This is a genomic window from Gemmata algarum (assembly GCF_034097035.1).
Taxonomy (GTDB): domain Bacteria; phylum Planctomycetota; class Planctomycetia; order Gemmatales; family Gemmataceae; genus Gemmata; species Gemmata algarum.
Map to the genome: position 1 here is coordinate 47,635 of NZ_JAXBLV010000111.1, position 18,468 is coordinate 66,102.

At 66.1% G+C, this 18,468-nt stretch carries 16 protein-coding genes; 12 read left to right on the forward strand and 4 right to left on the reverse strand.

The window, feature by feature from the left end; translation table 11 throughout:
* The first annotated feature begins 14 nt into the window (after positions 1-14).
* From R5W23_RS10695 to R5W23_RS10705, 3 genes are all read left to right on the forward strand, one after another.
* Positions 15-1,520 carry a hypothetical protein gene (locus R5W23_RS10695; protein ID WP_320686318.1) on the forward strand — a complete coding sequence of 502 codons (1,506 nt, stop codon included), beginning with the start codon at positions 15-17 and terminating at the stop codon, positions 1,518-1,520.
* 34 nt (positions 1,521-1,554) lie between these two features.
* Positions 1,555-2,697, forward strand: coding sequence for a CPBP family intramembrane glutamic endopeptidase (locus R5W23_RS10700; RefSeq protein WP_320686319.1), 1,143 nt, complete (start codon positions 1,555-1,557; stop codon positions 2,695-2,697).
* Positions 2,698-2,805: 108 nt separating this feature from the next.
* Positions 2,806-4,737: a sigma 54-interacting transcriptional regulator gene (locus R5W23_RS10705; RefSeq protein ID WP_261187335.1), complete on the forward strand. Its 1,932-nt coding sequence runs from the start codon at positions 2,806-2,808 to the stop codon at positions 4,735-4,737.
* An 81-nt stretch (positions 4,738-4,818) separates the two neighbouring features.
* Here the strand turns inward: R5W23_RS10705 and R5W23_RS10710 are convergent, their stop codons facing one another.
* Together R5W23_RS10710 and R5W23_RS10715 are read right to left on the reverse strand one after the other, a co-directional pair.
* Positions 4,819-5,787, reverse strand: a complete 969-nt coding sequence (locus R5W23_RS10710; RefSeq protein ID WP_320686320.1) for an RluA family pseudouridine synthase — start codon at positions 5,785-5,787, stop codon at positions 4,819-4,821.
* On the reverse strand, positions 5,787-6,248 hold the full coding sequence (locus R5W23_RS10715; RefSeq protein ID WP_261187337.1) for a hypothetical protein: 462 nt from the start codon (positions 6,246-6,248) through the stop codon (positions 5,787-5,789). The genes R5W23_RS10710 and R5W23_RS10715 overlap by 1 nt, the downstream gene beginning before the upstream one ends.
* A 606-nt stretch (positions 6,249-6,854) precedes the next feature.
* Between R5W23_RS10715 and R5W23_RS10720 the strand changes: the two genes are divergently transcribed.
* Positions 6,855-7,763, forward strand: a complete 909-nt coding sequence (locus R5W23_RS10720; protein ID WP_320686321.1) for a DUF1559 domain-containing protein — start codon at positions 6,855-6,857, stop codon at positions 7,761-7,763.
* Positions 7,763-8,950 carry a cytochrome-c peroxidase gene (locus tag R5W23_RS10725; protein WP_320686322.1) on the forward strand — a complete coding sequence of 396 codons (1,188 nt, stop codon included), beginning with the start codon at positions 7,763-7,765 and terminating at the stop codon, positions 8,948-8,950. The genes R5W23_RS10720 and R5W23_RS10725 overlap by 1 nt, the downstream gene beginning before the upstream one ends.
* Positions 8,951-9,013: 63 nt before the next feature.
* On the opposite strand, the gene R5W23_RS10730 is transcribed toward R5W23_RS10725, so the two are convergent.
* Positions 9,014-10,369 (reverse strand): sulfatase family protein, encoded by a 1,356-nt coding sequence (locus R5W23_RS10730; RefSeq protein WP_320686323.1) that lies wholly within the window; start codon positions 10,367-10,369, stop codon positions 9,014-9,016.
* 236 nt (positions 10,370-10,605) lie between these two features.
* On the opposite strand from R5W23_RS10730, the gene R5W23_RS10735 reads away from it, so the two are divergent.
* On the forward strand, positions 10,606-11,061 hold the full coding sequence (locus R5W23_RS10735; RefSeq protein ID WP_320686324.1) for a MarR family winged helix-turn-helix transcriptional regulator: 456 nt from the start codon (positions 10,606-10,608) through the stop codon (positions 11,059-11,061).
* A gap of 28 nt (positions 11,062-11,089) precedes the next feature.
* A complete protein-coding gene (locus tag R5W23_RS10740; protein WP_320686325.1) occupies positions 11,090-11,497 on the forward strand; it encodes a DUF1398 domain-containing protein in 408 nt (135 codons plus the stop codon).
* Positions 11,498-11,927: 430 nt separating this feature from the next.
* Here R5W23_RS10740 and R5W23_RS10745 read toward each other — a convergent pair whose 3' ends face one another.
* Positions 11,928-13,277, reverse strand: coding sequence for a replication-associated recombination protein A (locus tag R5W23_RS10745; RefSeq protein ID WP_261187343.1), 1,350 nt, complete (start codon positions 13,275-13,277; stop codon positions 11,928-11,930).
* Between the two features lie 276 nt (positions 13,278-13,553).
* On the opposite strand from R5W23_RS10745, the gene hemB reads away from it, so the two are divergent.
* The 5 genes from hemB to R5W23_RS10770 all read left to right on the forward strand — a co-directional run bounded on the left by hemB (position 13,554) and on the right by R5W23_RS10770 (position 18,428).
* On the forward strand, positions 13,554-14,582 hold the full coding sequence (hemB, locus tag R5W23_RS10750; RefSeq protein WP_407936114.1) for a porphobilinogen synthase: 1,029 nt from the start codon (positions 13,554-13,556) through the stop codon (positions 14,580-14,582).
* A 281-nt stretch (positions 14,583-14,863) separates the two neighbouring features.
* The gene (gene rtcA / locus R5W23_RS10755; protein ID WP_320686327.1) at positions 14,864-15,898 is read left to right on the forward strand and encodes an RNA 3'-terminal phosphate cyclase; all 1,035 of its coding nucleotides are present in this window, start codon (positions 14,864-14,866) and stop codon (positions 15,896-15,898) included.
* Between the two features lie 34 nt (positions 15,899-15,932).
* Positions 15,933-16,616, forward strand: a complete 684-nt coding sequence (locus R5W23_RS10760; RefSeq protein WP_320686328.1) for a 4Fe-4S single cluster domain-containing protein — start codon at positions 15,933-15,935, stop codon at positions 16,614-16,616.
* Positions 16,613-17,788 carry a hypothetical protein gene (locus R5W23_RS10765; protein ID WP_320686329.1) on the forward strand — a complete coding sequence of 392 codons (1,176 nt, stop codon included), beginning with the start codon at positions 16,613-16,615 and terminating at the stop codon, positions 17,786-17,788. The genes R5W23_RS10760 and R5W23_RS10765 overlap by 4 nt, the downstream gene beginning before the upstream one ends.
* A 67-nt stretch (positions 17,789-17,855) precedes the next feature.
* On the forward strand, positions 17,856-18,428 hold the full coding sequence (locus R5W23_RS10770) for a hypothetical protein (RefSeq protein ID WP_261187348.1): 573 nt from the start codon (positions 17,856-17,858) through the stop codon (positions 18,426-18,428).
* Positions 18,429-18,468: the final 40 nt, after the last annotated feature.

Consider the following 18,468-nt stretch of genomic DNA (forward strand, 5'->3'; position numbering starts at 1 on the left):
CCCAGAGCGGATCGATGGCAGCCGAACCGTCTGACCTGCGTCGCTCGGCGTTCCTGCTCCTCACTGCGGCAGCGGTCGCGATCGCCGCCGCCAAGACCGTCGGCGCCGAGAACGTCATCGAACCGAGCCGCTATAAGGCCCCCGAACAAGGTGGGTACGGGGCCGAGCCGGACCGCGCCTGGCCGGCCTCCCGGCCGGACCCGCACCCCACATTCAGTTCCAACGACAAATCCCGCTGGGCAACCGCGCGCGCGCTGGTTCACGACCGCACCTTCGTCATTGGTCAGCGGACCTATCCCGATGCGGGCGATCCCACGAAGTACAAGGACGTGGGCATCGTTGCGGAACCAGCGTACCGGTCGCTCGATGTCGTGATGAACCCCAAGACGAAGGAGTTCTACTCGAGCAAACCGCCGCTCATGGCGGTCCTCGTCGCGTGCGAGTACTGGGTGCTCAACCGGGCGGTCGGGTGGGACATCGGGCGCGACCGGTGGCTCGTGATTCCCACCATCGTGCTGACCTGGAACGTGCTGCCGATGGCGGTGTACCTTGTGCTGCTCGGGCGGCTGATCGATACAACCGGCAAGACCGACTTCGGGAAGCTGCTCACGTTCGCCGCGGCTGCTCTGGGGACGTTCCTGCTCACGTTCTCGCACACGCTGAACAACCACCTCCCGGCCGCGTACTGCGTGCTGTTCGCTTCATACCCGCTGCTGCGTGCGGTCGCCGAGAACCGCGACATGCCTCCCGTCGGATACGGGTCGTGCGGGTTCTTCGCGGCGTTCGCTGCGACCTTTGAGCTGCCCGCGCTGGCGTTCCTCGTCGCGCTGATGGTACCGCTGCTCGTGGCGCGGCCGCGCCACACGTTGCTGTTTTTCGTGCCCTGCGCGCTGGTCCCGCTAGCGGCACTCTTCTTGGCAAACTACGCGGCGATGGGCCGACTTCTTCCGGCGTACAGCGAGTTCGGCGGGGAGTGGTACAATTTCGAGGGGAGTCACTGGGCCAAGCTCGGCACGCCGGCCGCAAAAGGGATCGACTTCAATAACGAACCGACCAGTGTGTATGCGTTCCACCTGACCCTCGGCCACCACGGATGGTTCAGCCTGACGCCGGTGTGGCTGCTCGCGTTCGCGGGGTTGCTCGCGGCGGGCATCCGCAGCGCGCCGGACGTGCGCAAGTTGTTCGCGAAGCAAAAAGCGACGGGCTGGACGCGCGAAATGTTCGCGGCGATGACCGTCGTCGTCTCGCTAACAGTATTTTGCTTCTACTTGATGCGAACCCAGAGCTACAACTACGGCGGGAACACGAGCGGGCCGCGGTGGCTGTTCTGGCTGATCCCGCTGTGGGTGCTCGCACTCCCGACCGCGGCCGACTGGCTCGCCCGGAGCGCCGCCGGGCGACTTTTGGGCGCCGTGTTGCTGGGGCTCGGGGTTCTGAGCGTGTTCTACCCGGCATGGAACCCGTGGCGCAACCCGTGGCTGTTGCAGTTGATGGAATATACCGGACTGCTGCGGTACTAACCCCGGTGTTCGCCCGCTGGCGAAGAAATGGCTTATGAGCGAACCCACGAACGAGCCACCGCTGGTGACCCGCACCGACCTGCCGTTAGTGGCGCCAGTGGCGCCGGCGCAAACGACCCGGCCGCGCCCCGGTCTCTTAGAAGCGGTCGTGTGGTGCGGGCTGTTCGTTGCCACTCAGTTACTCGGTGCAATCATCGGCACGGGCGTGGTGTTCGGGGCGCTGATGTACTCCGCTGCCGACCCCAAGGCGTTCGCGGACGAACAGCTCGACGGGTTCGGGAAGGCCGTTGATCTGAAGTCCGAGGGTGAGCGCTCACCGATCCCGGACGAAATCGGCCGGTCGCTCGCGTCCGGAATGCTCGCGGCGCAATTTGCCTCACTCGGGCTGATCCTTCTTGTGCTCCCGCGGCGGATCGGCCCGGACTGGGCGCGGCAGATCGGGCTGCGCCGACCCCACCCGCTGCACGTGTTCCTCGCCTTACTCCTCGTGCCGGCGTTCATGATCTGCGCGGACCTCATTCAAACGCTTTTCCTCTGGGCGACCGGGATGAAGCCGCCGCCCGTGGTGAAAGCACTCAACGGCGTGTTCGGGTCGTTCCCCTGGCCGCTCACCGCGTTGGCCGTGGCAGTCGGGCCGGGGGTGGTCGAGGAGTTATGGTGTCGCGGGTTCCTCGGCCGCGGACTGTGTGCCCGGTACGGCATCCCCGTCGGGGTGCTATTCACCGCGGTGCTGTTCGCCGCCATGCACCTCGACCCGTCGCAGCTTGTTGTCATCACGCTGATGGGACTGTACTTGCACTTCGTCTACCTTGCAGCGCGATCGATCTGGGTGCCGATCCTGCTCCACGCGACCAACAACGGACTGGCCATTTTGCTCGCGCTGGTGCTGAAGGTAGGCGACTCGCAGGGGAACGTCGAAGTGCCGCTCGCCGTCCACGTGCTCGCGTTCTCGCTGCTGCTGTTCGGCAGTGTCGCACTGTGGACGAGCCGGGCCGAGATCGTCCCCGTTCGCGGGGCCGGAAACGAGCCCTGGCAGCCCGAATCAGCCGGCGTCTCGGCCCCGCCCGATGGGGTGAAGATGCGGTTGGTGTACGTCGCGTTCAGTCCCGCCGCGGTTTTGTGCGCAGTCGCGTCGTTCGGCGCTCTGGCGGTTCTGCTGTATCAGCTTTCTCGGTGACCCCGACACTAGCGGGGGGGGGCCGGAGCCGCGTTCCGGCTTGAACCCGTAAGCGGCCCGCCACTATCGTGGAAGTGTCCCGTCGCCCCCGCTCCCGGCTCGGACCCAATGGCCCAACCACCTGACGCTTTCCTGGTTGCCCGCCGCGATGACGGGTTCGGCGACGTGTTCCCTCTGCACGAGGGCACGCGGTACAAGCTGGGCCGCGCGCCGACCAACCGGGTCGTGCTCCGTGATGACCTGTGCAGCCGCGAACACGCCGAGGTGTTCGCGGCAGAGGACGGGTGGTTCGTCCGCGACCTCGGCAGTTTGAACGGCACGCATCTGAACGGCGAGTTGCTCCGCTCCGACCGCCCCCTGCGGCCGCAGGACGAGTTGCGCCTCGGCCGCACGCGGTTCGTCTTCGTTGACGAGATGAGCCAGTTACCAGACCCGCCGCAGGCGCCGCCGGCCGCGACCGAGCACGTGGACGGGCTGGAGATCCGGAAGCGACTCGGGCAGACCCGGTACCAGCAGCAGCCCTCCACAACTCCGGACGCAGAAGCGACCCTCCCCGCCGCCCGGGTGCCGCCGCCGCAAGCCGTCGGGGTGCTGTACCGGCTGGCACTGGACATGGCGGCGGCGGCGGACAAGCCGGCGCTGTGCGCGCTGGCCGCGGACGCCGTATTCAGGGCCACCCCCGCCGAGGTGGTCGCGGTGCTCGCGCTTAAAGAGGGCCGCGAGCTCGAGCTGGTCACGCACCGGGTGCGCAACGGCGGGCCGGCGACGTACCACAAGGTGTCACAGTTCGTCAGCAGCGAGGTGCTGTCCGACCGGCAGGCGATCCTGGCGGAGAACGTCGCCACCGACCGGATGCTGAAGGACCGCGACAGCATCGCGGAGCTCAAGGTCGCGAGCCTCATCTGCGCCCCGATCATGGCCGACGACAAGGTGCTGGGGCTGCTGCACCTGTATCGGACGATCGGGCACGCGCCCCTGAACGCCGACGACCTGGAGTTCACCCTCGCGGTGGCGCGGCACCTGGGCACCGTGTGGCACCGGTTCTCCCGGCAGGCCAGCCTATCGGCCGAGAACCGCAGCCTGCGGTCGCAGTTGAAGCTCGAGAGCGAGATCGTCGGCGAAAGCGAGCCGCTCCGGCAAATCGAGTCGCAAGTGGCCCGGGTGGCCGAGACCCGCGCCACGGTGCTGGTGCGGGGCGAGAGCGGGTCGGGCAAGGAGCTGGTGGCGCGGGCGATCCACCTGCACAGCCCCCGGCGCGAGGGCGCGTTCATCTGCCTCAACTGCGCGGCGCTCACGGAGACGCTGCTGGAAAGCGAGTTGTTCGGGCACGAGAAGGGGGCGTTTACCGGCGCGACGGAGCGGATGGTCGGGAAGTTCGAGGCCGCGGACAACGGTACCATCTTCCTCGACGAGATCGGCGAAATGGCGCTCAGCACACAGGCCAAGTTCCTGCGCGTGCTGGAGGGGCACCCGTTCGAGCGGGTGGGTGGAAACACGGCCATCAAGGTGGACGTGCGTGTGGTCGCCGCGACCAACCGCCCGTTGGAAGAGGCGGTCCGGGCGGGCACGTTCCGGCGCGACCTGTTCTACCGTCTCCAGGTGGTTCAGCTCGACGTGCCGCCGCTGCGCGACCGGCTCGACGACGTGCCTCTGCTCGCGGAGCACTTCCTGAAGAGGTTCGCTCGCGAGACTGCACGCAAGTTCAAGGGGTTCACCCCCGAGGCGCTGGACAAGTTGCGCACGTACCCGTGGCCCGGGAACGTGCGCGAGCTGCGGAACGTGATCGAGCGGGCCGTCGCGCTCGGCAGCGGCCCGCAACTCGATGCCGCCGACATCTGGCTCTCGGGGCTGGACGTGGGCGCACCGGTGGTGCAGGCGGCGCCGGCGTACAAACCCGAAACGATCGAAGAAGTGGAGAAGCGTCACATTCTTGAAACGTTAAAGCATACCGATTGGAACAAGTCACGAGCCGCAACCATTCTCGGTATCGAGCGTTCGACCCTGGACCGCAAGATCGACCGGTACGGACTCACCAAGTAGCCGCGAGCGACGCTACAGTTCAGCTCGCAGGTCACGTTTCAGCTTTGTGTCGCGCAGATAGAGCGGGGAGCGGTCACGCGCTTATCGGGCGCGCAGTCGCTCGGAGAACTTCGCGAGGTCCGGCGGCAGCGGCATCGTCCAGTGCAGGTGCCCGTTTGTCGCCGGGTGCTCGAACCCCAATTCGGTCGCGTGCAGGGCGAGGCGCGGCGCGCCGCTGCGGTCGTCGAACACCTCACCGTTCGCCTTCTTGCAGTACACTTTGTCGCCACACACCGGGTGCCCGGCTTCCGAGAGGTGAATGCGGATCTGGTGAGTGCGGCCGGTTTCGAGCCGGCACGAGAGCAGTGTGTAACCCGGCAGCCGCTCCTCGGGCGTGATGTGGGTAACGGCCTCCTTCCCGACGCCGGGGAGTTTCGTGCTCCCGCGCCGGCCGTCGCCGCGGTCCGTCACCAGGTTCGACTTGATGGTTTGCGCGCCGAGGATGCCCGGCACCACCGTCAGGTACCGGCGCACCACCGTGTGCTTGCGGAACTGCATCCCGAGCTCGCGCTCCGCGAGCGCAGACCGCGCGAACACGACCAGCCCGCTCGTTTCCTTGTCGAGTCTGTGAACGATCCGCAGCCGCGGGAGGTCGCGGGCGTCGCGGTTCAACTGGCGACCGACGGCCCACTGCGTCAGGTCTTGCAGAGTCGGGTCGAGTTCGCGGCGCTCCTCGGACCACTCCAGCTCCGCCGGGTGGCGAACGGTGTTGACGCCGGCCGGCTTCTCCACCACCACCACGTGCTCGTCGAGGTGCCGCACCACCAGTCGCTCGGGGTGGGCCGCACGCGGGAGCGGCTTCGGGTGCTCCAGGAGCACCACGACCTCGTCCTCCTTGAGTCGCCGGGCTTCATCGGAGCAGACGGAATCGCCGACCTTGACCCGCCGGGCGGCGATGAGCTTGCGCACGTCGGTCCACGACGGCCCGCCGAGCCGCGCGCGCAGCACCTTCGCGAGCGTGAACCCCACCTCCTGTGGGGTGACGGTGAACGGTGCCAGCGTAAACGACATCACTTGTCCTCAGGTTCGGCGGTGCCGAAATCCATCCCGGACCAGTCGTCGTCCGGGTCCAGAATGTCCATGTAGCCGCCGCAGTGCGGGCACACTTCCGTCGTGCCCTGCGCCCGGGCGGGCCACTCGGACGACTTGCCGCAATCCTCACACGTGGCCGATACCGTCCCCGTGCGGTTCTCGCGGCGCTCGCGTACCGCGTTCACAGCCGCCGCGGTTTGCGCGGTCGCGAGCAGGTCGAGAGCCGCTTTGCGTTTCGCCGGGTCTGTCACCACGACCGGATATTCGTTCGTTTCGGCCAGGCTGGCCGCACCTGTGAGCGGGTCGGAGGTCGTTTTGGGGCCGCCCGTGGCGATCTCCGCGGCCACGTCGTTGGCCGCGAGTAACTTCACGACGGCCTCGGCGATTTGCGGGCTTTCGGCGGTGAAAACGACGGGATCGTCGGGATCGGTGCCGGCCATTGGGTGACCTGTGTTGTTGAGAACTCGGACCGCACGTGTCTGGCGGGCGAGCAGCACGGACCCGGTACGGCCCCGGTTCCACCAATGATATCAGTCGGTGAACCGAGCGGGTGTACGGTCCGGTGCGGCGTGTCTGTGTCCGCCACTCGGCGCTACAAAACCGGGCTCGGTCGTCACAGGGCGTCAACTTCAGAACGAGAAGGAACGACCGCCGCATCCCGTTCACGCTCTCGAAGGCGCCGTACCACGTCGCGGTATTCGCCCCCCATCGCTGGATCGACGTGCGCGGCATCGACATGAGCCCGTGAGACGGCCCTTCTCGAACGCCGCGAACGGGTCGCGCGAGAAACGCTCATCATACTAAAAATTTGAAATAAAACATAACAAATACACTCACAATCTATTGGCGTATGGCCGTTATTTGCGCCAACGCTCTCGTGTGGGCAGCTTGTTTGTCCAGACTCGCCCGCTATGATACCCGTGGCTGCTGAGACGCCGTCTCAGCAGCCCACAATCACACCGCCACAATCCTCGGGATGCGACCGCTCGGCGCTTACCTCCGGACGCAGCGCGGCTACTCGCCACTAGCGCCATCGGAGACCGGCCATGCGCCGCCTCGCATTCACGCTGATCGAGCTTCTCGTCGTCATCGCAATCATCGCCATTCTGATCGGTCTGTTGCTGCCGGCGGTCCAAAAGGTACGGGAAGCGGCGGCCCGAATGAAGTGCCAGAACAACCTGAAGCAAACGGCGTTGGCGTTCCACAACTTCGAGTCAGCGATCGGCGGGTTCCCGGCCTACTATACGTCCCAGCCGGCCGATCCGTCCGGCACTGCGATCGCGTACTGGGGCGTTCAGGTGCTCCCGTACATCGAGCAGGATAACGTCCGCAAACTGTGGGTGCCCACCAAAACGTTCAGCGATCCCGTGAACCAACTCGCCGCGAACATGCCGGTACAGATACTTGTATGCCCATCCGTCCCTAGCGGCACGCGGCTCAGCACCCTGTCCAGCAAGACGTACGCGGTGGCCGATTACAGCTTGGCGTTGAGTGTGAGTAGCAATCTGTACGGCCCGGTCATTACTTACGCCCAACCGGCTAACATCAACGGGGCGTGCAGTACCGACAAAAACGTCTTCACGAAGGTGCTCGAAATCACCGACGGCACCTCGAACACGCTCATGTTGGTTGAATCCGGAGGGCGGCCCGATAACTGGCGTTCGGGCAGAACTGATACGGCGTGGAGTTCGGTCCCAAACGGTGGATGGGCTCAACCCAACGGCTCGATCATGCGGGGATACACCACGCCGGCCGACTTGAGTACCATGACCCACCCTGGGTCGTGCATGGTGAACTGCAACAACTATTATTCCATCTACGGTTTCCACTCGGGTGGCGCGAACGTTTCCCTCGCAGACGGCAGCGTGCGGTTCCTCCGTCAGTCCGTGAACGCAGGAACGGTCGCCGCCATCGTTACACGTGCCGGTGGGGAAGTGATCTCCGAGGAGTTCTGATGCGGTCTCTTGTGCTGTTCGGCGCCCTCTCCGCCGCAGGATTAGGAATCTCGCGAGAGCCGCCACCTCCGGCCTCTCCCCGGCTTCCCCCGCGCCCGCAGCCGTCGGCCGAGCAGGCCCGCGCCCGAGCCGCGGAGTTGCGCACGGCCTACTCCCGGATGCCCGCCGAGTGGCCGAAGCCGACCCTTGACGAGGAGGCCGAACACCGCGAACTCGGGCTGCTCCCCGAAGTCAAGCACCCGAAAGATAACCCGTACTCAAAAGACAAAGCGGAACTCGGCCGGGCGCTGTTCTTCGACGGCCGGTTGTCCGGCGCCGGGCAGGCCGCGTGCGCCAGTTGCCACGACCCGGACCTAGCCTGGGCGGACGGCCGGACGACCTCCTTCGGACACGACCGCAAACCGCTCAAGCGGAACGCCCCGAGCGTGCAGAACGTCGCGTTCGCCAGTTCCTTCTTCTGGGACGGCCGATCCGATTCCCTCGAGGCCCAAGCGAAGGCCGTGCTCGCCAACCCGGACGAGATGCGCGCCGACGAGAAGGGCGTGGTCGGTCGGTTGACGCAGGTCAAAGGCTACCCCCCGCTGTTCGAGAAGGCGTTCGGGGACGGCACCGTCACTTTGGACCGGGTGTCCCAAGCGCTCGCGTGCTTCCAGCGAACCGTGATCGGCGGGCGGAGCCGGTTCGATTCGTTCTTGAAGGGCAAAACCGATGCCCTCACCGATGCCGAGGTGCGCGGGCTGCACCTGTTCCGCACCGACGCCCGGTGCCTCCACTGTCACAACGGCCCCACCCTGTCGGACGGGAAGTTCCACGACATCGGTCTGAGCTACTACAAACGGGAACTGGAAGACCTGGGTCGGTTCCGGGTGACGAACGCGCCGGCGGACGTGGGCGCGTTCCGCACGCCGCCGTTGCGGAACGTGGGCCGCACCGCGCCGTACATGCACAACGGGCTGTTCGAGTTGGAAGGTCTGCTGCGGATGTACAACGCCGGCGGCGCAACCATACGAAAAACGGACAAGTTCAAGGACGACCCGAACTTCCCGACCAAGTCGCGCTTTCTGAAGCCGCTCGGGCTCAACACGCTCGACTTGGCCGACCTGGAAGCGTTCCTGCGCAGCCTCGACGAACCCCACCAACGGATGCGCCCTCCGGCCGTCAGTTTGCCAGAGGGGCGTCCGCAATAGTTTGGCGCGCCGCCTCGCAGAGCGATGCGAGCCGGCGCAGTAGCCCAAAGGCAATGTGCTCGTTTACGGCAGCGACTTCCTCCAGGCGAGCGCCAGTTCGGTGAGCCGCTTCACCACGTCAGGCTTGTCGCCCGCCACGTTCTTATCTTCCTTCGGATCAACGGCCAGATCATACAGTTCCACGCCGCTGCCGTCCGCGTTGACCAACAGCTTCCAATTACCGTCGCGGACAGCAACGTTCGGGCTGCGGTGTTTCGGGTCCATCGGGTACGCGAACGACGTGTCGTTCCGCCCGTATTCCCAAAACAACGGCTTCGTGCGCGCCGGCGATTCGCCTTTGATCGCGGGCGCCATGTCTTCGCCGTCGGGGGTGTATCCCTTTGGCAGTCGCGCGCCGCAGAGGGTGCTCAACGTCGGCAGGAAATCAACGGCCGCGATGACGGTCTTGTCGTTGACGCCCCCGCCCTTCACGACTTCGGGCCACCAAGCGACAAACGGCACCCGCACGCCGCCTTCGTAGAGGCTGAGCTTCTGCCCGCGGAGACCGCCGCTCCGCACCCGCGCGAACGGCTGCGACGGTCCGTTGTCGCCGAGGAACAGCACCAACGTGTTCGTGCCCTTGAGCCCGTCGAGCAACCGCCCGAGTTGCACGTCGAGCGCGGCCAGCACCGCTTTATACTTGGTCCGCTGCTCGGCCTCGCCCGGGGCGCGCACCGCCTTCATCTGCTCCTCGGACGGAACGAACGGCGTGTGCGTGTCGTCGAGCCACACATTCACGAAACACGGTCTGCTTCGGTTCTTCTTCAGGAACTCCAAGGTCTGGTCGACCATCCATTTAGACCGCTCGTGCCGCGGCACCTGTTGCGGCTCGAGTTTGTCCTGCGGCCCCCAAGGGGTCGTTTTCAGCCCCAGCGGCGCGGCCGGCTCCGGGCTCTCGTAGGTGCCCAGTCCCAGTTCATACCCGTACTCATGGAACTTCGGGGCGTCGGTGACATCCCGCCCGCCCCCCAAGTGCCATTTGCCGATGTGGGCGGTGGCGTACCCCGCGTCTTTCAGCATTCGTGGCAAGGAAGGCGCCTGGGGATCGAGGTAATCGGCCATTGCGCACGCCTTATTACCCGCCTTGGTTTGGAGAAAGCTGGTGATTTTCCACTTCCCCGGGAAGTGGCCGGTGATGATCCCGCACCGAGACGGTGAGCAGATGGGCGCGGCCACATACCCTTGCGTGAACCGCACGCCCTCCTTGGCGAGCCGATCCATGTTGGGGGTCTTCACGACCGTGTTGCCGTAACACGCCGGGTCGCCCCAGCCAAAATCGTCCACCAACACGACGACGACATTGGGCCGCTCCGCGGCGCGAGCGGAAGCAGAAGTGACCGCCGCAATCAGAACCGCAGAGAGCAAACAACGACGAATCATGGAGATTCTCGGCCGGTGCGGGTGGCTCGAACCGCGACAGCGCGGCTGTCGCACAGTTTAAGCGGATCGACGAGTTCTGTGTTGCATTTCTGCCCCACGGGCCGGTTGCCGGTGCTGTTCTTGACCGCCCCGCGATGCGTACCTTCCGCTTCGAAAGTGAACAGAATCCGCGTTGCGGTCCCAGGCATATGCTCATATAGTTTCCTAGGAAACCAATTGGCCGTTGGACCCCACTCATGTCAACCGTGCCGAGCCCACTGGACGCCCACATTGGGTTCTGGCTGCGCTACGTTTCCAACCACGTATCGCACGCGTTTGCGACAAAGGTCGAAGGGCACGGGGTGACGGTCGCGGAATGGGTGGTGCTGCGTCGGTTGCTCGGTACCGGTGCCACGGCGCCAAGTGCATTAGCCGAGGAATTGGGGCTCACCCGCGGGGCCGTTTCCAAACTCGTTGACCGCTTGCTCGCCAAGAACTTGGTGTCACGGGCGGCGAACCGCGGGGACAAGCGGTTCCAGACAGTCGCTCTGACACCGACAGGTCGCGAGATTGTCCCGCGGTTGGCGGCCCTGGCGGACGCTAACGACGCCGAGTTCTTCGGCCACCTCAGCGCCGAGCAGCGCACGATGTTGATGGGACTGATGAAAGACGTTGTGCGGCGGCACGGGCTGAAAGACGTGCCCGTCGAGTGAAGCTCAAACAGAAGGATAATGTGAGGCCATGACTAACCAAGAGCGTGTCGCGGTGTTGAGGGAGTGCAATGAACTCTCACTAGCAGGTCGGGTGTCTTTTCCGGAAGTCGTGCGACGGCTGAGTGAGGTAAGCGTCGAGCGGTGCCACGTTGATCTAACCCGGGACGAAACGACGTACTACTTTCCGTGCGGGGAATCGCACACGTTCGCTTTGGGTGGCCCGCAAGCAACAATAACCGAGCAGTTTGACGCCACCGGTGTGGAGGCGGCCGTGCGAGCCGCGCAGCACACCCGGATCACTTATCCGGAGTTCCTCAGCCGGATCATGGCGGCCGGGTGCGTCGGGTATTTCACCCAAATCACCGGTCGCAGAGTGCAGTACATCGGCCGCACCGGTGACATACACGTCGAACCGTTTCCGGGTGCAAAAGCCTGACGAGTAACGGTCGCACGGATCAATGACATCCGGGAAACCTCCCCGCGCCTGTCCGATCAGGCGGTAGCAGCGTTATAGCCTTCTCAGGCTCGAAATACTGTTGGGCTCCGGCCGTCTGATCGGGCTCGACACGGCAGGTCGGAACGTGTTGGTCCTGTTTCGTGGTAACGCGAGCGACGGTCGTTCGACGCGGGTAGTGGCGCGCTTCCCGGCCGTTCCGGGCTTCCACCAACGCATTTTGCGTTCGCCCTCACAGCCGCGGACGTTGGGACGTGGGAAACGAAGTCGGAGGCACTGGTGCGACCGTCGAAATTGAGATGAACAACCCGCAAGAGGCTAGGTGGGACTCGGGCCGGGAAAAGGTATCGGACAGGTCAGGTTTGGTCAGCCCGTCTTTTGTGCGGCTTGCCGAGGGACCTTTTGGGCGCGATCACTCCACATCCTCAGGCTTGCGCTTCCGCTTCCGCAACTCTTCCAACCGGCTCTTGATCTTGGCCTCGTGTCCCCGGTCGGTCGGGTGATAGTACTCCGCGTCAGTCGGGATGTATTCCTGCTCGACCCACCCGCCCTCGAAGTCGTGCGCGTATTTGTATCCGACCCCGTGCCCGAACACCTCCTTCGCCCCGCGGTACCCCTTGTCGCGCAGGTGCAGAGGGACCGGGAGCGTGCGCCCCTCCTTTACGTCCTTTGCGGCGGCCTCGCCGGCCATGTAGCTCGCGTTCGACTTCTGTGCAGTCGCCAAGTACGTCACCGCGTGAGCCAGGTTGATCCGGCACTCGGGCAGTCCGACCTTTTCCACCGCGTCCCACGCGGCGTTGGCCAGCACCACCCCGAAGGGGTCCGCATTCCCCACGTCCTCCGACGCGAATATGACCAGCCGCCGCGCGACGAACCGCGGGTCCTCGCCCCCTTCGAGCATCCGGGCCATCCAGTAAAGCGCCGCGTCCGGGTCGCTGCCGCGAAGGCTCTTGATGAAGGCCGAAGCCGTGTCGTAGTGGGTGTCGCCGGTGGGGTCGAACTCGATCACCTTCTGCTGGATCGAGTCCTGAGCCAGTTCGAGGTCGAACCGGATCGAAGCCGCGGCGCGCGCGTTCTCGGGCGCCAGGGACGACTTCACACCGATCTCCAGTGCCGTGAGCGCGCGACGGGCGTCGCCGTCACACGCCTCGACCAGAAACGCCAGCGCGTCGTCGGTGATCGTCACGTTGAGTTTGCCGAGCCCGCGGTCCGCATCGGCGATGGCGCGCAGGATCAGCGTGCGGACGTCGTCACGCGACAGCGGCTCGAACCGGAAGATCTGGCTCCGCGAAAGCAACGGGGTGTTAATCGCGAAGAACGGGTTCTGCGTCGTCGCGCCGATCAGGATGATGACGCCGTCTTCCACGTCGGGCAGGAGCACGTCCTGCTGGGCGCGGTTGAACCGATGGATCTCGTCAAGAAAGAGGATCGTGCGCTCGCCCAACTCTTCCAGGTGGCCGCGGGCCTCGGCGAGCAGTTCGCGCACGTCCTTGGTGCCCGCAGCAACGGCGTTCAGCGGCTTGAACCGGCTCTTCGTGTGGTTGGCGATGACGTGGGCCAGAGCCGTCTTACCGCACCCCGGCGGGCCGTAAAAAATGAGTGAGTTCAGTCGGTCCGCCAGGAGCATCCGGCGGAGGAGCTTGCCGGGCGCGAGGAAGTGCGTCTGCCCGACGTATTCGTCGAGCGTCCGCGGGCGCATCCGGGCAGCCAGCGGACGCGCGCGGAGGCGGTTCTCGTCCCTCAAATCGTCGAACAAGTCCATCTCGTCACCCGCCTGTGTGGTCCCGCCGGCACGGCCCAACCTGCACAATGACGGTTCCGAAAGTGGCTCGCAACCCCGGTTTAGCCCATTTCGTCGAGCGCAAAGACGTCTCCCCAGCGCTCGCAGGCCTCACGACCGGCCAACCCGAACCTCCCGGTTAAGAGCGCCGCGGGTCACCGGCACGAGTGGCGACGGGACGGCGCGCCCCTGCACACGGGACCGAGCCCCGGTAAGATGGCGAAGCGCGAACTCGTCTCCACTCAAGCTACCGAACCGATGAACCACCCGATTTGCGGCGACACCCCGCCCTCCACGACTTTCCCGGTGGCGCGCCCGCGCCGGCTCCGCTACAACCCGCTGGTTCGTGAACTGGTGCGCGAGACGGAACTGTCCGCGCACGACCTCATCCTGCCGCTGTTCGTCCGCCCCGGGGCGGGCGTGCGCCAGGAAATCGGCTCGATGCCCGGGAACTTCCAGCTCAGCCCCGACACCCTCGTGGACGAGGTCGGCGCCGCCCGCGATCTCGGGATCAAGGCGTTCATCCTGTTCGGCATCCCGGAGTTCAAGGACGCCACCGGCTCCAGCGCGCTGAAGGACGAGGGCATCGTTCAACAGTCGCTGCGGGCGCTGCGCAAGGCTCACGGCTCGAACGTCCTCCTCATTACGGACGAGTGCTTCTGTGAGTACACGGACCACGGGCACTGTGGCATTTTGTGCGACCGCGGCGGGATTCTGGACGTGGACAACGACGCGACGCTGCCGATCCTCGCGCAGCAGTGCGTGAGCCACGCAAAGGCCGGGGCCGACGTGATCGCGCCCAGTGGGATGATGGACGGGATGGTGCGCGCGATCCGCACCGGCCTCGACGACGCCGGCTTTCAGAACGTCCCGATCCTCAGTTACGCGGCCAAGTACGCGAGCGGGTTCTACGGCCCGTTCCGCGAGGCCGCCGAATCGCCGCCGTCGTTCGGCGACCGCAACACCTACCAGATGGACCCCGCGAACGGCGACGAGGCCCTTAAAGAAGTCGCGATCGACCTCGCGGAAGGGGCCGACATGATTATGGTGAAGCCGGCCCTGTCGTACCTGGACATCATCCGCCGGGTGAAGGAGCGGTTCCAGGTTCCTGTGGCGGCGTACAACGTGAGCGGCGAGTTCGCGATGGTGAAGGCCGCGGCCCAGAAGGGCTGGATCGACGAGCGCCGCGTCACGCTCGAGATCCTCACCAGCATCCGCCGCGCCGGGTCGGACATGATCCTGACGTACCACGCCCGTGACGTGGCGAAGTGGCTGCGGGCCGGCTAAGGGCGGCGGGCGGAAGGGTCGGTTGGGCGCGGCTTCTTTTCAGTCCAAACGCCAAGCCGCATCGATCGCTTCCGACCTGTGGAGCAACGACGTGTCTTCATCCGGTCGCACCGGGTTCCCGCCTTAATACAGCCCACACCGCCCGGAGAGTGACTCGCAACGAGGTTCGGCGTTGCCCGCCCGTCTCACGTCGCCGACAATTGCACTTCAGCGGCGGGGCCGCGCTCGAGGTGACCGAACCGCCGCGGTACCAGTAGTGTCAGTGCGCCATGAGCGACGGCATGATCGAAATCGACGGCTCGGAGGGCGAAGGCGGGGGGCAAATCCTCCGCTCGTCGCTGGCGCTGTCCGTACTCACAGGGCGGCCGTTCAAGCTGACCAACATCCGCGCGAACCGGAGCAAGCCGGGGCTTCAGCCGCAGCATGTCATGTGCGTGAAAGCGGCAGGCGCCATTTCGGGCGCACAGTACAAGGGTGCGGCGAACGGCTCGTCGGTGCTGTACTTCGAGCCCGGACCCGTAAAGGCCGGCAGTTACACCTTCACCATCGGAACCGCCGGCGCGACGGCGCTCGTGCTGCACACGGTTTACCTGCCGCTCGCGTTGCGGGGCGATAAACCGTGCGAGGTCACCGTCACCGGCGGCACGCACAACGCGCACGCTCCGTGCTACCACTTCCTCGAAACCACCTGGGCGGCGTACCTCGCGCGCATGGGTATCAAGGTCGAGTTGGAACTGGTGCGCCCCGGCTTCTACCCGCGCGGCGGGGGCGAGATCCGCGCCGTCATCCACCCGTGCTCGCGCGTCAACGGGCTGTCGCTGCTGACGTGCCCGGAGCTGACCACGGCCGGCGGGTTCAGTGCATACGCCGATCTTCCCGAATCGGTCGGTAAGAAACAGGCGCGGCGGTTAAGCGTCCGGCTCAAATCGGAAGAAGTGGAGTCACACATTCCCGTTGAGGAGTGGGAAGCGGCGTCCCCCGGCAGCGTCGCGGCGGTGATCTTCCGGCAGGCACCGGTTCCGCCGCTGTTCTTCGGGCTGGGGGAGCGCGGCAAGCCGGCGGAGAGCGTTGCCGACGACGCCGCGGACGAGGCCATCGCGTTCCGCGACGCGAAGTGCCCGGTCGATCCCCACTCGGCCGACCAACTGCTCCTCCCGCTGGCGCTCAGCGACGACGCCAGCGAGTACCGCACGTCCGAAGTGACCCGGCACCTCACAACCAACGTGGAAACCGTGCGGAAGTTCGTGGATCGTACCATCACGATCGAGTACGGCGACGCCAAATCGGGGGTCGTGCGTGTCGCCGCGCGGGTATAATGTGGGGCACCCATCAAGAACTCACGGGCACGCGATGGACGCTCCGCCGGTCACCGAGCTCACCATGCAAATCGCGCAGGTTGTGCCCTGCACGGAGGCTGAAGGCCCCGGGAAGCGATTCGCACTATGGTTCCAGGGATGCCCGCTCCGGTGCCCCGGGTGCTGTAACCCCGAATACCTGCCCTTCAGAGGGGGCGCGACCCGCACGGTCGGCGAAGTGGTTGCGGAGTTGCGCCGCGCCCGGGACGAAGAGGGGGTGGAGGGGATCACGCTCATGGGCGGCGAGCCCACGGCACACGCGGCGGCAGCTTCGGCGCTGGCGCGGGCGGCACGCGGTCTGGGCCTCACCGTAATGACCTTCACCGGGTTCACCGTCGAGGAACTCCGGGCGAAGGCCGACCCGGCGGTGCTGGAGTTGATCGCGCTGACGGACATCCTGGTGGACGGGCCGTACGTCCGCGAGCAGCCGGACACCGAGCGCCGCTGGATCGGGTCCACCAACCAGCGCATCCACTTCCTCACCCCCCACTACTCCCACGACGAGCAGTGGCGGAAGAGGAACACGCTCGAGATCCGCGTCGTCGGGCGCGAGATCACGGTGAATGGCTTTCCGGCGGCCAATGCTGTAGGCTTGTGGAAGGGCTGGAAGCGCAAAAAGCCGCTCCCGGTGGCCCAGCCCGAGACGAGTGCGAACGCGCAAGGGACCGACACGAAATGACGCGCACCGCCGCCCCGCCAACGCAGCCGCCCGAACCGGAAGGGCCGCGGCAGGTCACCAAGTTCGAATTCAACCTGCTCCGCATCCTGCGGTTCCTCGTCCGGCACTTCCCGGCGGACCAGGGGCTGCAACTGGTCCGCACCGCGACCACCAAACCCGAGTGCATCAGTGCCGGGGCGGTCGAGTTGGTGAAGGACACACTTAAAAAGGCGTTCGTGCTGTTCCTGACCCGCGCAGGCGGGTGGCGCAACGACAAGTACCTGCGCGACGGGCAGCCCCTCGGCGGGCGCGTCTGGGACCGCATCCCGCTCGACGAGAGGACGCTCGAGTTCTCGCGCCCGGTGCTCGACTTCCTGTTCTGGCTCACGGCCGAGAAGGTCCACGAGTCGAAGGTGGCGTGGGACGCGGCCCCAAAGGCCCTCACCCCGGCGGACGAGCTGTTCTTCGCCCTGAGCTTCGACGCGGTGCGCGCGGACCCCGACGTGCTCGCGGTGATGCGCCGCAAGGACGTGGTGGCGCGGAACCCGTTCTGTTGGCTGCTCGCGCCCCAGGACGCCGCCGATCCCGACGCGGCCAAGCCGGCGGTGCCGGACTTCGCGGGCGTGTGCCAGGGGCAGCGGGCGGTGCTGCTGGAGTGCCTCCAGCGGGAGCTGACGCACCGCTGGGTGAAGACCGAGCGCGACAAGGGCCAGCTCGCGGACTGGAAAAAAATGCGGGTCCAGGGGAACGCCGAGTTTGCGACCCTGCGGGGCTTTCTTCAGGCCGCCGAAGCCGCCCGGCGCACGGACCTCGCGCGGTTCGTCCTGCGCACGAACGCGCAGGTGCTGCAATCCGACCTGACGCCGGTGTTCTGGACGGGGGGTCTCCAGGGCAGCGGCCCGCAGCGCCTCGCCGACCGCCTGGAGACCCAGCGCGCCGCCCTCGCGGTGCCGCGCCAGATGGAGATCCTGGAAACCTGGCAGGAGCGCGCCCGGTACGTCGGGTACTTCGACGACGACTACCAAGCCAGTCAGATGTGGAAGGCCGACTGGGAGGCCGTGAGCGGCGACCGCGTCGCGGCGCGCGCCCGGGCGGCGGTGGAGATGCTCGAACCGCTCCGCGGCCCGGTGGCCGGAGCGGCTCCCGCGGACGGCGCCGCGGCGGGCGGAAACTCCGAGGGCAGCCCCGGGTGATCCCTGTTGTGCCCCCCCGGCGTCTGTTACGCTGAGTCCTGATCCCGTACCCCGGAGCCACGCGAACATGAGCCGCGCATACCGAATCACCGTGAAGGAGTCGGAGACCCGTAACCTCAAGGCCGGGGACGAGATCTGCACGGACCTCGAGATCCTCGAGATCCTCCCCCCCGAGGACATGGCCACCCTGCTCCGCGAGGAGCTGAAAAAGCGCGGGTTCGAGGACCAGGACGACGGCACCGTGGTCCGCAAGGACGGCGAGCTGACGGTCCGCATCGATCCGTGCAGCGGCGAGGTCTCCGTCAAGGCCGAGACCCAGCAGACCGTCAACCAGGAAGTGAAGCGCGAGGCCACCGGGTTTAACGACGTCGGCCCGAACGAGAAGAGCCTGCGCGAGAAGGTGAAAGAGCAGCTCAAGCAGGACCTGGACAAGAAGTTCGACCAGGAGCAGTCCAAGTTGCAGGACAAGGCCACCCAGGCGCTCGAAAAGCACCTCCAGGACCTGCAACCGGAGATCTCCGAGATCGTGAACCAGGTGACCCGCGACGCGCTCAAGCAGAAGGCCCAGCAGATGGGCACCGTTAAAGAAATTAGCGAGGACGCCGAGAGCGGCTCGCTGACAATTAAGGTCGAGGTTTAGTGTTTCGTGCTCGGTTTTTGGTGTTTGGTCGGCGGGCCGG

Excerpts from the sequence above, each read along its gene's own strand:
- R5W23_RS10725 (WP_320686322.1), top strand. The coding sequence starts at position 7,763 with ATGCGGTCTCTTGTGCTGTTCGGCGCCCTCTCCGCCGCAGGATTAGGA.
- R5W23_RS10745 (WP_261187343.1), bottom strand. The coding sequence starts at position 13,277 with ATGGACTTGTTCGACGATTTGAGGGACGAGAACCGCCTCCGCGCGCGT.
- rtcA (WP_320686327.1), top strand. The coding sequence starts at position 14,864 with ATGATCGAAATCGACGGCTCGGAGGGCGAAGGCGGGGGGCAAATCCTC.
- R5W23_RS10735 (WP_320686324.1), top strand. The coding sequence starts at position 10,606 with ATGTCAACCGTGCCGAGCCCACTGGACGCCCACATTGGGTTCTGGCTG.
- hemB (WP_407936114.1), top strand. The coding sequence starts at position 13,554 with ATGAACCACCCGATTTGCGGCGACACCCCGCCCTCCACGACTTTCCCG.
- R5W23_RS10705 (WP_261187335.1), top strand. The coding sequence starts at position 2,806 with ATGGCCCAACCACCTGACGCTTTCCTGGTTGCCCGCCGCGATGACGGG.
- R5W23_RS10715 (WP_261187337.1), bottom strand. The coding sequence starts at position 6,248 with ATGGCCGGCACCGATCCCGACGATCCCGTCGTTTTCACCGCCGAAAGC.
- R5W23_RS10700 (WP_320686319.1), top strand. The coding sequence starts at position 1,555 with ATGAGCGAACCCACGAACGAGCCACCGCTGGTGACCCGCACCGACCTG.
- R5W23_RS10720 (WP_320686321.1), top strand. The coding sequence starts at position 6,855 with ATGCGCCGCCTCGCATTCACGCTGATCGAGCTTCTCGTCGTCATCGCA.
- R5W23_RS10740 (WP_320686325.1), top strand. The coding sequence starts at position 11,090 with ATGACTAACCAAGAGCGTGTCGCGGTGTTGAGGGAGTGCAATGAACTC.
- R5W23_RS10765 (WP_320686329.1), top strand. The coding sequence starts at position 16,613 with ATGACGCGCACCGCCGCCCCGCCAACGCAGCCGCCCGAACCGGAAGGG.
- R5W23_RS10760 (WP_320686328.1), top strand. The coding sequence starts at position 15,933 with ATGGACGCTCCGCCGGTCACCGAGCTCACCATGCAAATCGCGCAGGTT.
- R5W23_RS10695 (WP_320686318.1), top strand. The coding sequence starts at position 15 with ATGGCAGCCGAACCGTCTGACCTGCGTCGCTCGGCGTTCCTGCTCCTC.
- R5W23_RS10730 (WP_320686323.1), bottom strand. The coding sequence starts at position 10,369 with ATGATTCGTCGTTGTTTGCTCTCTGCGGTTCTGATTGCGGCGGTCACT.
- R5W23_RS10770 (WP_261187348.1), top strand. The coding sequence starts at position 17,856 with ATGAGCCGCGCATACCGAATCACCGTGAAGGAGTCGGAGACCCGTAAC.
- R5W23_RS10710 (WP_320686320.1), bottom strand. The coding sequence starts at position 5,787 with ATGTCGTTTACGCTGGCACCGTTCACCGTCACCCCACAGGAGGTGGGG.